The sequence below is a fragment of the Aurantimicrobium minutum genome (genome assembly GCF_029893825.1).
In the GTDB taxonomy this organism is placed as follows: domain Bacteria; phylum Actinomycetota; class Actinomycetes; order Actinomycetales; family Microbacteriaceae; genus Aurantimicrobium; species Aurantimicrobium minutum_C.
Genome location: NZ_JARXXV010000001.1, coordinates 686,773 through 700,459, shown reverse-complemented (window position 1 = coordinate 700,459; position 13,687 = coordinate 686,773). Strand labels below are relative to the sequence as shown.

The following is a 13,687-nucleotide window of genomic DNA, read 5'->3' as shown; positions in this document are numbered from 1 at the left end:
ACCAGAGGAATTACCCAGGCCTAGAGGCCTGGGTAATCTTCGTTATAGGCATCCAACACGGCTTCGATGGGTCCATCGAGCTTGAGGGAGCCCTTGTCGAGATAGAGACCTCTCGTGCAAAAACGCTTGAGGTCGCCTTCGCTGTGAGAAACGAAGAAGAGCGTGCGGCCTTCGCCTAGCATTTCTTCAATGCGGCGGTAGCACTTGTTGCGGAAAGACTTATCTCCCACGGCCAGCACTTCATCCACCAGCAAGACTGGTTCTTCCAGGCTGGTCACCACCGAGAAGGCAAGACGAACCTTCATGCCACTGGAGAGGTGCTTGTAGGGGGTGTCGAGGAAGTCTTCGATTTCGGCGAATTCAATGATGTCGTCGAATTTGGCAGCAACTTGTTCCCGGGTCATGCCGTGCAGACCTGCCGTGAGATACACATTGTCACGAACGGTGAGGTCGTCAACAAAGCCACCGGTGATTTCAATCAGGGGAGCAACACCTGCGTTGACGCTGACGCGACCCTCATCGGGGATGAGTACGTTCGCAACGAGCTTGAGCAGGGTTGATTTACCCTGACCGTTGCGTCCCACCACGCCAATAGCTTCACCGGGGTGAACCTCGAAGCTCACATGCTGCAAGGCCCAGAATTCGTTGGGCTTTGAACGGCGGGACTTACTGGAGAACAAGTCTTTGAAGGAACGGCGTCCCTTGTGGTTGCGGCGGAAACGGATGCCCGCATCGCTGACAGAAATAACAGCTGAAGAAGTCATTAGATCTCCTTCAATACAGATCGTTCAGCACGTGTAAATACCCAGAGTCCTGCAATCAAAATCACTACTGACATGGCGGCGGAAACGCCCACCACAGCCCAGTTCAGTTCCTCAGGGAAGAAGGCAGCGCGATAGAGATCAAAGATGCCAGCCAGTGGGTTGAAGGCTGCCCACGGCTGGATGGCAGCAGGCAGATCACTGAAGGCATAAATGATAGGCGAGGCATAGAACAAGAAACGCAGGAATAGCTTGATCACGCGTTCAAGATCACGGAAGAACACCACAAGTGGGGCAACAATCAAGCCGATGCCAAAGGTGAGAATGGCCTGGAGGGCAATAGCGAGTGGGAAGTAGATCACTTCCCAGCTGAGCTGGGCACCAGCAAGGATGGCAAAGATAGCTAGTACGGGCAGGGAAAGTAAAAACTCAATGCCCTTGCCTAGGGTGATGCTTGCCACCCAGATACTGCGAGGAATTGCGGTGGAGCGAACCAGCTTTGCTGACTTGAGGAATGCGCGAGTGGAATCAGAGACCGCGCTGTTGAACCACATCCACGGCAGCAAACCAGCAAGCAGGAAGACGATATAGGGTTCTGTGCCCGCTGCGCGGTGGAACACCTGCGTGAAAATAAACCAATAAATCCCGCTCATAATGAGTGGATCGAGAATGGACCACAGATAGCCCAGTGCGCTGGTGGAGTAGCGAACCTTGAGGTCACGTCTGGTGAGTAGCCACAGGGCGTGACGATAGCGCGCAAAAGAAGACCGTTGATACGGCGACTGTTCAATAACTGCGCTCACGAAATAGAGCCTACGACTAGAAAGCTGTATTGGGCTTAGACGAAGAGGTTGGCGCGCTCAAGGTCCTCGGCGAAGTCAATTTCGACTGCGTAGAGGTCTGAGATGTCGACGGGCTCAACCAGGACACCGTCCTGTTCGATGGCCAGCTCAAGACCACGCTCGAAGTAGTCCTGATCGTTCACCTTGGTGAGCTGACGCAACAGCACTGCCTTGTCCTTGGCGGAGATGTAGTTGATACCTACAGCCTCACCCAGACCACCCTTGACGGTCTTGGAGAGTTCCTTGATGTATCCCTCGGCAGTGGTGGTGTACTTGACCTCTTCGTCAGAGACAGAAGAAGTGTTGACCGAGACGAAGGACTGGTCGCGAACGATCCATTCAGAAGCACGCACGAGTGCTGCTGGGTCAAAGACCACGTCACCGTTCATCCACAGAACCCCACCGGTGCTGGACGCACGCAGTGCACGCATCAACGACTTGGAGGTGTTGGTGGTGTCGTACTGTTCGTTGTAGACAAAGTTCACATCGGGGAATGCTTCGATGATGTGCTCGAGCTTGTAGCCGACAACAACGGTGATGTGCACGTCTGCACCGAAAGCAAAGCGAATGTTCTCCATCTGCTGCTGCATAATGGTGCGGCCGTCGCTGAGTTCAGTCAGTGGCTTAGGTAGCGAGCGGCCCAGACGGCTACCCATGCCGGCAGCAAGAATGACAACCTGCGTAGTCATAGTAAATCTCCTTGAGTGGTGTCTTCGATGCACCAGGGAAGAAGCAAAACGGGCATCAGAAAATGTCGATAGAAACGACACCCCGTTATGTCATGTTCAGTTTACTCCGCGTTTACCTGAAAAATCTAGACATTTGCGGTGTTTGTTGCCCTTTCGTGACTGTTTACACAGGGTTCTCTCAGGCGGCTTCCGCCTCATAGAATTGGCATATGAGCCCGACATTCCCTGATGGCACTCCACTGGAGACCGGTGGCGGCACGGCAACGCTCGACCGTGAGCTCGAAGAACTGCTACGTAATGAGCAATTAGAAGACGGCGACCACGATCGTTTCTCTCACTACGTGAAAAAGGATGACATCCTCAAGTCGGCACTTTCTGGCAAGCCAGTGAAGGCACTGTGTGGCAAGAAGTGGACGCCCGGACGCGACCCGGAGAAGTTCCCCATTTGCCAGACCTGTAAAGAGATCTACGAAAAGATGGCGAATGACTAGCGGCCAGTTCAACCGCAACGCCCCAATCGGAGTCTTCGACTCCGGGGTGGGAGGCCTGACTGTCGCCCGCGCTATTCGAGATTCACTTCCACACGAATCCATCACCTACATCGGTGACACCGCACACTCGCCTTATGGAACTAAGAGCATCGCTGATGTGCGCACCTACTCCCTCAACGTCATGGACCAACTGGTGGATCAAGGCGTCAAGATGCTCGTTATTGCGTGCAACACCGCCAGTGCTGCCATGCTGCGCGATGCTCGCGAACGCTATGACGTTCCCGTGGTGGAAGTCATTCAGCCGGCAGTGCGCGGAGCGCTAGCTGCCACACGCAACAACCGCATCGGTGTGATTGGGACTACCGCAACTATCAACTCCCGCGCCTATAACGATGCCTTTGCTGCAGCTCCGCAGCTAGAACTCTTCACCCAGGCAGCCCCACGCTTCGTGGAATTCGTTGAAGCTGGTCAAACCAGTGGAGCAGACGTGCTCCACGTTGCTCGCGAATACCTCCAGCCGCTCATCAAGGCTGAAGTAGACACCTTGGTGCTCGGCTGCACGCACTACCCCTTCCTTCGTGGAGCTATCTCCTATGTCATGGGCGATCACGTGCGACTGGTTTCCAGTGATAACGAGACGGCGAAAGATGTATATCGCGAGCTGGTAAACCGTGAGCTGGACCGAATAGACCCCACTCCTCCCACCTATCGTTATGAAGCAACCGGAGATAACACAGCAGAGTTCCTGCGTTTATCCTCGCTTTTTCTAGGACCTCATGTCTTCACCGTGGATTACACCCCCACCGGCGCTATTAATCTTCCCCACAACTAAAGGAACCTATGTCTGAGAACATCACCCGTGCAGACGGGCGCGACGTCAACCAGCTTCGTGAAATCACTATTGAGCGCGGCTGGAGTGAACAAGCAGAAGGTTCTGCGCTGATCTCTTTCGGCAAGACCAAAGTGTTGTGCACTGCATCCTTCACCCCAGGTGTTCCCCGATGGATGACGGGCAAGGGTAAAGGCTGGGTCACCGCCGAATACGCCATGATTCCTCGCTCCACCAACTCTCGCATGGATCGTGAAGCGGTTAAGGGAAAGATTGGTGGCCGCACCCACGAAATTTCGCGACTGATTGGCCGCTCACTGCGTGCTGTGGTCAACACCAAGGCACTCGGTGAAAACACCATCGTGATTGACTGCGATGTATTGCAGGCAGATGGTGGCACTCGAACCGCAGCAATCACTGGCGCCTATGTCGCGCTCGCCGAAGCAATCGCGTGGGGCAAGGAAAACGGACACATCGCCAAGAATGCAGAACCCCTCATCGACAGTGTTGCTGCCGTATCGGTGGGCATTATTGATGGCACACCCATGCTTGACCTCGCCTATGTCGAAGATGTCCGCGCGGAGACCGACATGAATGTCGTGGTCACCGGTCGCGGACTCTTTGTTGAAGTTCAGGGAACTGCTGAAGGCGCACCTTTCGACCGCAATGAGTTGAACTCGCTTCTGGACTTGGCCGTTGCCGGTGCTGAAGACCTCACCAACTTCCAACTTCAGGCTCTTGCCTAAATTATGAACACCTTCGTGCTCGCCACCCACAATCAGCACAAGATTGAGGAATTCAATGCAATCTTGGGCGAGCTCATACCAGGAATTACCGTCATTGGTTACGACGGGCCAGAACCTGTTGAAGACGGTGTGAGCTTTGCAGAGAACGCGCTGATCAAAGCGCGGGCAGCTGCCGCTCACACGGGACTACCTTCGCTCTCGGATGATTCTGGTTTGTGTGTTGAAGTTCTTGGCGGTGCTCCTGGCATTTTCTCTGCCCGCTGGGCAGGAGCGAAGAAGGACAATGCTGCAAATGTCCAACTCTTACTGGACCAACTCAGTGATGTTCGAGACGGGGATCGTGGGGCACACTTCACCTGCCATATTGCCGTGGTGAACCCTGAGACAAGTGAAGAGTTTGTTGTGGTGGGCAACTGGCCAGGAACTCTGGCGAAGGAAGTTCATGGCGTCAACGGCTTTGGTTATGACCCCATTTTCATTCCTGAAGGTTATGAGGTCACTGCGGCTATCTTGGACCCGGCAGAAAAGAATGCACTGAGCCATCGTGCTCGAGCGCTTCGTGCCCTGGCAGAAAGGTTGAGTTCATGACAGATGTTGCTGGTAAAAGAATCCTGGTCACCGGTGCTACCGGTGCACTGGGGTCTCGCATTGCCCGTCAACTTCACAACGCAGGTTCTTCCCTGGTTCTCACGGGGAGAAATGCTGATGCACTCCAAGCACTAGGTATTCCTGCAGAGTTGTTCACACTTGATCTGTCTTTGCCAGGTGCTGCCACGTCACTGATTCACACCGTGACTTCCGCGGGGCAATTAGATGGCATCGTGGCAGCACATGGCGTTGTTGCTTTTGGTCCTGTTTCTGAACTTGAAGCCCAGACTCTTCAGCAACTGCAGGCAATCAACCAAACCAGCCCCATTGAGCTCATCACAGAAGCCATTCCTGCACTGGGCGCAGCGAAGGCCGCCGGCAGTGAACCATTCGTGCTGACCATCTCCGGAGTGATTTCGGATATGCCCACAGCAGGCATGGCTGCCTACGGTGCTTCCAAGGCGGGACTCAAGGCGTTTGTGTTTGCCGCGCAACGTGAACTGCGCCGTGAAGGCATTCGAGTCGTGGACACTAGACCTCCTCACACTGAGACAGGTTTAGCCACCCGCGCTATCGCTGGCGTTGCACCAGCAATGCCTCAGGGGCTGGATCCTGATGCTGTTGCTGCGCGCATCGTTGCTGCCATCGTGAACGATGACAAGGATGTTCCTGTAGAAGCGTTTAGCTAGTTCAGATCTGTTGCGGTGCCAGAAATCTTCATTCTGGAACCACCAATAGTGAGCAGGATTGAGCTGGGACGCCCCATGTCATCACCTTGAAAAATGGTGACGTGATCTCCCGTGCCATAGATGCCGGTGTCACGAAAATAGGCACCTAAGGCTGCCGCGGCAGAACCAGTGGCAGGGTCTTCATATATTCCGACCGAAGGTGCTGGGTTGCGTGAGTGCCATCTGCGACCGTGGGGGTCTCCCTCATCTGGATACACCAACTGGATTGTGGTCCAGCCATGCTCTTTCATCAGATCGCCTAAGACATCAAAGTCATAGTCCATCGAGGCGAGAGTCTCTCGGCTGTCCAGGACCACGATGGGGTGGGCATTGCCCACAAATCCCACGGCGGGAGTGAAACGGGTGTCGAGAACAGACTCGTCCCAATCCAGAGCATCGAGCAGGTCATAGAGAAGATCATGCTCGAGTGGTTGAACAGATGCTGGGGGAGAGGTGAGCGTTGCCACCACATCCTGGCCAGCAACGGTGACATCCACTTCCACGGGACCTGCATTGGTGCTCAGTTCATAGACGCCGTCACCGTATTCACGGCCCAAAACCACACCGGAAGCGATGGTGGCATGACCGCAGAAAGCTACTTCAGCTTCGGGGGTGAAGTAACGAATCTGGTAGCTGTTCTCAACATCGGTGTGAGGAGTGAGGAATGCCGTTTCGCTATAGCCCACTTCGTGCGCGATGGAGAGCATCTCTGCATCGCTCAAGCCTGAAGCATTAAGAACAACCCCTGCCGGATTTCCTCCCTCAGGGTCGTCACTAAAGGCCGTGAGGCGAAGAACGTGTGTGTCAGACATGACTAGTTCGAGGCAGCGTCGTGCTTGCCGTGAGGCTTTTGTAGGAAGTCATCTTGCTTGAGAACAAGCTTCTCTGCTTCCTCATGCGTAACCACATGACCTTCGGGAGTGTGCTTGAAAGCAGCTTCCTTCTTGGCGCGACGAGCCTTCATGACGGCCTGGATGTAGTGATAGATGCTGGGGATCAGCACGATCACGACAACGCCCAAGAGCACAATGTCGATGTATTTCTGAACGAAGTCAGCAACGACGGGAATGTGTCCCACGCCATAACCAATTGCGGTCAACCCGGAGCCCCAGATGATGGCGCCAATCAAGTTATAGAGGGTGTATTTCTTGTAGTTCATGTGGCCAACACCGGCGGCAACAGGAGCGAAGGTGCGCACAACAGGAACGAAACGCGCAATGATGACGGCCAGACCGCCGTATCGAATGAAGAAGCCGTTGGTGCGTTCTACGTTTTTCTTACTGAAGAAGCCACTCTCATTTTTCTCAAACACACTCGGGCCAAATTTATGGCCAATGAGATACCCGACTTCACCACCGAAAAATGCACCAGCAGTAATGGCGGCACAGACTACAAAGATGTTGGCACCGAACGTGTCGGTGACGGTGAGCACACCCGCAGAGATGAGCAGGGTGTCGCCTGGAAGTAAGAAACCAACCAGGAGGCCAGTCTCTGCGAAGACGATGAAAGCAACGCCGAGAAGGGCGTAGGGACCAAACCCGTCGATCAGGTTTGCAGGGTCAAGCCAAGGAATCAACGCGGTATGCATAATGCGTCCAGCCTACCGGCAGGGCATGGAGGGTGCTTTCAGCTAGTTCTCAGTGTTTTGCGCGCGATCGCGACGTTCAATAACCCAGGTCCGAATGCTGAAGATGATGGACGCGGTAATGAAGAAACCAGCAATGACATAGGCGGCTGCCTTTACCCCGGGAATACTCGCTGCGTAGTAGCCAACCAAGGTCAGACCAATACCCCAAGCAACAGCACCTACGAAGTTGCTGGTGAGGAACTTGAAGTAGTTCATCTTGCCGATGCCGGCAACCCAGGGAACGAAAACACGAGCCCACGGAATGAATCGGGCAATGACGACTGACCACCAGCCGTAGGACTGATAAAACTTATCCACGCGCGCAATGATGCGCTTCATGCGCGGTCCACTCTTGCGATCCAAATAGGGTCTGCCCAAGTGTCTACCCAGCACAAAGCCGACTTGATCGCCAACGAATGCAGCGATACCCACACCAAGGCCCAAGATCCAGATACTCAGTTCGGGAGTAGCTGCCGTGACCAAGCCAGAGGCAAACAAGAGAGAGTCACCGGTAATGAAGGGGATAAATGCACCGACGAACAGACCGGTCCCCGCGAAAACAAGTCCCCACACCACGAGGTAAAAAACAACCACACCAACTTGAGAGAACAGGTCAGCCATCTGTCCGTCTAAAGCGGAAGCGTGAAGCATGTGTGCTCTTTCTTCATTGACTTACGAACTTCATTGACTTACGAAGTATTTGTACGGGAGAAGGGACTTGAACCCTCACGCCTCTCGGCACCAGAACCTAAATCTGGCGTGTATACCAATTTCACCACTCCCGCGTGTGTTACCTGTCTAGTTTATGTGTCATTCTGGTTCTCTCCGCTCACTCCCTCCTGAGAGGATTCACTTTCGTGACCACAACAGCCCAGCCTCGCTTCCTTGTCCTTGATGGGATGCGCGGTGTTGCCGCCTTGGGTGTGCTGGCATTTCACGTCACCGTAAGTGCTACACAAGATTTCCAGCAGCTGGCTTCGTTCTACCTGTTTGTCGATTTTTTCTTCGTGCTTAGCGGCTTTGTGCTCTGGCCCAGCATGCCCCACAGAGGAAAACAGTTAGGCCGCGCATCAGGAGTATTTATTCTCAAGCGTGTATTCCGTTTCTGGCCGCTTGCCGTAACTTCACTGATTACCGCATTGATTGCCTTGAATTGGGAACGAGACGTATTGGTCAGTCGCGACCAGTTCAACCCTCCCTATGGCAGCTTGGTGGGTCTGCCTGCCGATGAGCGCACACATATTTTGCTGATCGCGTTCTTGCTGCTTCAGGTGCTTCTCGCGGCCGCCATTGCTATCAACGTTCCGCTGTGGTCGCTGTCTGCTGAGTGGATTGCCAACGTTGTGTATGCACCGCTGACGGCGATTAAGTGGGGACTTGGAATCCTGGCAGCGATCGCTGCCGGTTACTTCATGCTCTGGTATGGCTTGACCTCAGATGCTTCCTTCATCGAATACAGCGGACCTATTCGAGGGTTTGAAGCAGTTGGTCGCGCATTCCTTGGATTTGGTATTGGCTTGCTGCTGAGAAAGTATCTGCCCCAGCTTGCTCGTTTTCGTAACTGGTGGCTCTTTGCACTCTCCATTGCGCTCGTGGTCTCGATGTTCTTTATCGAAGATGCGTGGCACTGGGATTCGTATCGCTACAACATCACCTACTTTGCTGCCCCCATCTTTGCGTTCCTGATTTTGCAATTGACCAAGTTTGAAGTCACACCTGGCACACGCAAAGCCAAAGTCATGGCCTTTATGGGTGCTTATTCATTTGGTGTGTATGTGTTCCACCAGCCACTGATTCAGTGGACAAACATTGTGCTGGGAACACCAAGTGGGCCGTATCCTCCCGGCAAATGGGTGGTGTTTTTCTTGACCGAATCTGTGGCCATCACGATCGTGTCAATACTCTTCACCCTCATTGCGAGAACTTTGGTAGAAAAACCAGTGCAGCGCATTGGGCGAAGTCTGACAGGAAAAGTTGCTTCCCGGCTTGAGCCCTAGACTTATCCCGTGAGTAAATTCGTCAAAACTCCTTTCACTATTGAGGTCTTCGACCTCATGCACCGCCCCGGTGAACACCGGGAGCGTGAGCTTGATATTGCTGCGCCAGAAAAGTTGGGCGAAGGAATCATTGCTGTTCCTGCGGGCGAAAACATTCACCTCGACCTGCGTTTAGAGTCCCTCGGAGATGGCATTTTGGTCACTGCAGAGGTCGAAACTACAGCTGTCGGGGAGTGCGGAAGATGCCTTGACCCCATCGAGCAAGACCTCGAAGTCGAATTTCAAGAACTTTTCGCGTATTCTGTAGACGAAGCATTTGATTATGAGGTTCACGACGACCACGTGGATCTTGAACCTCTAGTCAGGGAAGCGGTAGTGCTCGCACTTCCGTTCCAGCCGGTATGCCGTCCAGATTGTGCTGGTCTCGATCCTGAGACTGGTGAACGTTTGGCTAAACCACTGGATCCCGCGCTGGATGAGACGATTGACCCGAGATGGGCTGCGCTGAGCCAGCTGAGAGCTTCCGAAGACAACGGTGACACAAGCACCGGTAATAAGAAGTAAGCAAGAAGAGAAGAGATAGCCATGGCTGTTCCCAAGCGCAAAATGTCGCGAGCAAGCACTCGCATGCGCCGTTCACAGTGGAAGGCTGAAGCCGCCACCCTCGTCAAGAGCGTTGACGCTAACGGCAAGGTTTCCTACAGCCTGCCTCACCGCGCAAAGGTTGTTGAAGACTCTGCTGGCACCCCACTCTTCATGGAGTACAAGGGCCGCAAGGTAGCTGACGTTTAGTCACACTTACTAGGCGAGTGAGCATGAGCTCTCCTGCTTCTGGTCTCAAGACCGATCTCTCGAGTCTCTCGAGTTCTCTTGGCATACCCCTTGACGGGGAGCTGTATCAGCTTGCCTTGACGCACCGCTCCTTCGCCTACGAACATGGCGGCATTGCTCATAATGAGCGCCTGGAATTCTTAGGCGATTCGGTGCTGGGTCAAGCAGTGACCGTCATGCTCTACACCAACAACCCTGAACTTGATGAAGGGGATTTGGCGAAGCGTCGGGCGTCCTTGGTCTCCACTATCGCTTTGGCTGAAGTTGCCAGAGGTATTGGCCTAGGTGATTACATTCGCTTGGGTAACGGTGAAGAACTCACTGGAGGTCGCAACAAGGATTCAATCCTGGCAGACACCGTGGAGGCACTGTTTGGTGCTGCCTATCTCACTGCTGGTCCTCAAGTGGCTAACGATCTCGTGCTTCGTTTGATCGAACCACTGCTGGAAAACCCTGAGCGTTTCGGTGCAGCTATGGATCCCAAGACCAGCCTGCAAGAAGCAGCTGCCAAACTCGGCGATGCAGTGCCGGTGTATTCGGTTGAAGCCGATGGCCCAGACCACGCCCGAGTCTTCACAGCCACCGTTGTCGTTGGAGAGTTCGTTACTGCCACCGGAAGTGGTACCAGCAAGAAACATGCTGAGATGGCAGCAGCATTGTCTGCATGGGCCATCCTCAGCGAGAACGCCTAAGTTTCTCTCATGCCTGAACTTCCCGAGGTTGAGGTGGTGCGGGCTGGGTTAGAGCCAGCACTCGTGGGCGCACGAATTGAAACGGTGAGCGTGTTTGATCCGCGCTCCCTCAAACGTCACGATGCACGCCGGGGAGATTTTGTGGGCATGCTGCAAGGTGCCACGGTGTTATCTGCGCAGCGCAGAGGCAAGTTCATGTGGTTTCCACTGGACACCGGAGATGCACTGGTTACGCATCTGGGAATGAGTGGCCAGGTCCTGCTGCGTGAACTAGATGCTCCTGCAGACCGCCACCTGAGGATTCAATACGAGATCTCTCACCCTCAACACGGTGAGCTTCTGGTCAACTTTGTTGACCAGCGCATCTTTGGATCTATGGCCGTTGATGAACTCGTAGAGCAAGCCTCTGGTTTCGTTCCTTCTCAGGCAGCACACATTGCTCTTGATCCTCTCAATGAGTTCTTTGATGACGAGGCCTTCATTACTCGTTTACGTCAGAAGAGCACGGGAGTGAAGCGGGCACTGCTGGATCAGACATTGATCAGTGGCGTGGGAAACATCTATGCAGACGAGTCGTTGTGGGCGGCAAAGATTCATGGCGAGAAACCCTCAGATACGTTATCGAAGGCTAAGGCCAGAGAGCTTCTGAGCGCTGTTCGAGCAATCTTGAATAAAGCTCTGGCTGAGGGTGGCACCAGTTTTGACGAGCAATACGTCAACGTCAATGGAGAATCAGGCTACTTCTCGCACAGCCTCAATGCCTATGGTCAGCAGGGGAAACCGTGTCCGCGGTGCGGGACTCCTATTCGCCGGGTGACCTTCATGAATCGTGGTTCGCACTTCTGCCCGAAGTGTCAGAAAAAGTAGTCTTAAGGCTATGACCCTTACTGTGCCAGAGACTCCCTACGTTGCGATTGAACTTGGCACGCTGCAAGCAAACATTGCCCGCGCTGCTGACGCAGCGCGTTCTGCAGGAATAGCCCTCCGCCCTCATGTGAAGACGCACAAGATCATTGAAATTGCGCGCATGCAAGAAGCAGCTGGAGTGTTAGGTCTTACGGTTGCGACGCTAGGTGAAGCAGAAGTTTTTGTTGCTTCCGGGTTCACTGACGTGATGATTGCGTATCCACTGTGGTTGACCCCGGTGAAAGCTCAACGATTAGCGGCACTTCTCGACCACTCAACTATTCGGTTGGGAATCGATTCTGTGGCAGCAGGAAAGCGTCTCTCTGAATTATTGGGTGGGAGAGCATCTCACGTTGAACTGGTCATTGAGGTTGACTCGGGTCATCACCGAAGCGGAATATCACCTGACTCGGTGGCGGAACTCGCTTCACAATTGCTGAACATGGGACTCCAGATTGCCGGCTGCTTTACCTTCCCTGGCCACAGCTATGCACTCGACGGCCGGGCTGCGGCAGCTCGAGATGAAGCGGTCGCATTAGCAACCGCACGGCAACAGCTTGAATTTCTGGGTCTAGCCGACATGCTCATGGTCAGTGGGGGATCCACCCCATCCCTGGCAGAAGCTGATGCTTCTGTGGTGACAGAGCAACGACCAGGCGTGTATGTGTTCAATGACGCTCAACAACTTGAACTAGGTTCATGTGGCTGGGATGACATTGCGTTGACGGTTCAGGGCACCGTTGTGAGCGTGCGCGGCAACAGGGTCATTGTTGATGCGGGGAGTAAAGCTCTGGGAGCAGATAAGGCACCTTATGCCACGGGCTACGGCCGCATCCAAGGATTCCCCGATGCCCGCATCGTGGCCCTGTCTGAACATCACGCCACGATCGAGTTTGCTGGCGAGAAAAATATCCCTGTTGTGGGAGATGTTCTTTCTGTCATTCCCAACCATGTGTGTAACACCGTGAATCTGGCAGACGAGGTTTTTGTCTTCGATCGGGGTGCTCTCGTTGACCGCTGGAAGGTCGCTGCGCGAGGAAAAAATTCCTAATTTCGCGATATATCTTGATATCGAGATAAATGAGGAGTAATGTTCCGGTCATTGGAACCTTCATTCTCGAAGCCTGAAAGGGCAGATATTTCATGAGTCCAGCACGCACCACTGCCGGAGCACCCATTTCTTCAATCGGTCGCGGCATCGCTGTTCTTGGCTGTTTCAATGAGCGACGTCGTGCACTGACGCTCTCTGAACTTTCCGAGAAGTCACTGCTTCCCATGTCGAGCACCCACCGCGTCGTGGCAGAACTCGTTGCCGGGGGATTCCTCGTTCGAGGATCGGACCGCCGCTACCGCATCGGCACACGTGTGTGGTCTATCGGTCAGCTAGCGCCCGTGAGCGACCAGCTGCGCCACCGTGCACTCCCCACACTTGCTCGTCTGTATGAAGAGACAGGTGAAAACATCACCCTCGCTGTGCTCGACCGCGGACAGGCACTCTATGTCGACCGAATCGGTGGCGAGCGCTCGGTGCACACCGCTTCTCGTGCAGGTGGACACCTTCCCCTCCACACCACCGGTGTGGGTAAGGTGTTGCTGGCATGGCAAAGCCCCGAGGCTATCGAGAAATACCTCAGTCGTCCCTTGACGCGCACCACCCCCTACTCGATCGTGGATCCGGTCAAGCTCAAGACAGAGTTGGTGGAAACTAAGAACCGCGGCTATGCCATTGCTCGACAGGAGAGCACTGCAGGTAATGGATCTGTGGCCGTACCCATCCTTCGCGGAGGTCGCTGCGTTGCTGCAGTCGGTGTCGTTGCTCACCTCACTCACATGGATATTCCTCGTTTAGTTGAGGTGCTGCAGCAGGCGTCAGATTCGATACGTAAGGAACTCGAAGACGACCACTAAAACTGTGGTTTTCACTGGCTTTTATATCCAGTAAATTTGTTAGCTAGTGCGT

The 13,687-nt window shown here is 54.1% G+C and carries 18 protein-coding genes and 1 tRNA gene; 12 read left to right on the top strand and 7 right to left on the bottom strand.

The window, feature by feature from the left end:
• Positions 1-20 precede the first annotated feature (20 nt).
• The 3 genes from M2120_RS03345 to M2120_RS03335 are packed head-to-tail and all read right to left on the bottom strand — an operon-like array spanning position 21 to position 2,292.
• A complete protein-coding gene (locus M2120_RS03345) occupies positions 21-764 on the bottom strand; it encodes an ABC transporter ATP-binding protein (RefSeq protein ID WP_280797301.1) in 744 nt (247 codons plus the stop codon).
• Complete coding sequence (locus M2120_RS03340) at positions 764-1,564, bottom strand: ABC transporter permease (protein WP_280797300.1); 801 nt, start codon at positions 1,562-1,564, stop codon at positions 764-766. Before M2120_RS03340 ends, M2120_RS03345 begins: the two co-directional genes overlap by 1 nt.
• A gap of 35 nt (positions 1,565-1,599) precedes the next feature.
• Positions 1,600-2,292, bottom strand: a complete 693-nt coding sequence (locus M2120_RS03335; protein ID WP_280797299.1) for a phosphocholine cytidylyltransferase family protein — start codon at positions 2,290-2,292, stop codon at positions 1,600-1,602.
• Between the two features lie 209 nt (positions 2,293-2,501).
• On the opposite strand from M2120_RS03335, the gene M2120_RS03330 reads away from it, so the two are divergent.
• The 5 genes from M2120_RS03330 to M2120_RS03310 are packed head-to-tail and all read left to right on the top strand — an operon-like array spanning position 2,502 to position 5,635.
• Positions 2,502-2,783, top strand: a complete 282-nt coding sequence (locus tag M2120_RS03330; protein ID WP_280797298.1) for a DUF3039 domain-containing protein — start codon at positions 2,502-2,504, stop codon at positions 2,781-2,783.
• Positions 2,776-3,615: a glutamate racemase gene (gene murI / locus M2120_RS03325; protein ID WP_280797297.1), complete on the top strand. Its 840-nt coding sequence runs from the start codon at positions 2,776-2,778 to the stop codon at positions 3,613-3,615. Before M2120_RS03330 ends, murI begins: the two co-directional genes overlap by 8 nt.
• Before the next feature lie 8 nt (positions 3,616-3,623).
• Positions 3,624-4,358 (top strand): ribonuclease PH, encoded by a 735-nt coding sequence (gene rph / locus M2120_RS03320; protein WP_280797296.1) that lies wholly within the window; start codon positions 3,624-3,626, stop codon positions 4,356-4,358.
• A 3-nt stretch (positions 4,359-4,361) separates the two neighbouring features.
• A complete protein-coding gene (gene rdgB / locus M2120_RS03315; protein WP_280797295.1) occupies positions 4,362-4,946 on the top strand; it encodes an RdgB/HAM1 family non-canonical purine NTP pyrophosphatase in 585 nt (194 codons plus the stop codon).
• Entirely contained in the window at positions 4,943-5,635 is a 693-nt protein-coding gene (locus M2120_RS03310) for an SDR family NAD(P)-dependent oxidoreductase (protein WP_280797294.1), read from the top strand. Before rdgB ends, M2120_RS03310 begins: the two co-directional genes overlap by 4 nt.
• Here M2120_RS03310 and M2120_RS03305 read toward each other — a convergent pair.
• The 4 genes from M2120_RS03305 to M2120_RS03290 all read right to left on the bottom strand — a co-directional run bounded on the left by M2120_RS03305 (position 5,632) and on the right by M2120_RS03290 (position 8,086).
• Positions 5,632-6,486, bottom strand: a complete 855-nt coding sequence (locus M2120_RS03305; protein ID WP_280797293.1) for a PhzF family phenazine biosynthesis protein — start codon at positions 6,484-6,486, stop codon at positions 5,632-5,634. The two genes, M2120_RS03310 and M2120_RS03305, sit on opposite strands and share 4 nt — an antisense overlap.
• 2 nt (positions 6,487-6,488) lie before the next feature.
• Positions 6,489-7,262, bottom strand: a complete 774-nt coding sequence (locus M2120_RS03300) for a DedA family protein (protein ID WP_280797292.1) — start codon at positions 7,260-7,262, stop codon at positions 6,489-6,491.
• A gap of 42 nt (positions 7,263-7,304) precedes the next feature.
• Positions 7,305-7,952, bottom strand: coding sequence for a DedA family protein (locus tag M2120_RS03295; RefSeq protein WP_280797291.1), 648 nt, complete (start codon positions 7,950-7,952; stop codon positions 7,305-7,307).
• A 52-nt stretch (positions 7,953-8,004) separates the two neighbouring features.
• Positions 8,005-8,086 (bottom strand) — tRNA-Leu (locus tag M2120_RS03290).
• A gap of 72 nt (positions 8,087-8,158) precedes the next feature.
• Here M2120_RS03290 and M2120_RS03285 point away from each other — a divergent pair.
• The 7 genes from M2120_RS03285 to M2120_RS03255 all read left to right on the top strand — a co-directional run bounded on the left by M2120_RS03285 (position 8,159) and on the right by M2120_RS03255 (position 13,635).
• Positions 8,159-9,298, top strand: coding sequence for an acyltransferase family protein (locus M2120_RS03285; protein WP_280797290.1), 1,140 nt, complete (start codon positions 8,159-8,161; stop codon positions 9,296-9,298).
• A 9-nt stretch (positions 9,299-9,307) separates the two neighbouring features.
• Positions 9,308-9,862, top strand: coding sequence for a YceD family protein (locus tag M2120_RS03280; RefSeq protein WP_280797289.1), 555 nt, complete (start codon positions 9,308-9,310; stop codon positions 9,860-9,862).
• 21 nt (positions 9,863-9,883) lie between these two features.
• Entirely contained in the window at positions 9,884-10,090 is a 207-nt protein-coding gene (gene rpmF, locus M2120_RS03275) for a 50S ribosomal protein L32 (protein ID WP_280797288.1), read from the top strand.
• A 23-nt stretch (positions 10,091-10,113) separates the two neighbouring features.
• Positions 10,114-10,821: a ribonuclease III gene (gene rnc / locus M2120_RS03270; RefSeq protein ID WP_280797287.1), complete on the top strand. Its 708-nt coding sequence runs from the start codon at positions 10,114-10,116 to the stop codon at positions 10,819-10,821.
• A gap of 9 nt (positions 10,822-10,830) precedes the next feature.
• The gene (mutM, locus tag M2120_RS03265) at positions 10,831-11,688 is read left to right on the top strand and encodes a bifunctional DNA-formamidopyrimidine glycosylase/DNA-(apurinic or apyrimidinic site) lyase (RefSeq protein WP_280797286.1); all 858 of its coding nucleotides are present in this window, start codon (positions 10,831-10,833) and stop codon (positions 11,686-11,688) included.
• Positions 11,689-11,698: 10 nt separating this feature from the next.
• Entirely contained in the window at positions 11,699-12,778 is a 1,080-nt protein-coding gene (locus M2120_RS03260) for an alanine racemase (protein WP_280797285.1), read from the top strand.
• 92 nt (positions 12,779-12,870) lie between these two features.
• Entirely contained in the window at positions 12,871-13,635 is a 765-nt protein-coding gene (locus M2120_RS03255; protein WP_280797284.1) for an IclR family transcriptional regulator, read from the top strand.
• The last annotated feature ends 52 nt before the right edge of the window (positions 13,636-13,687 follow it).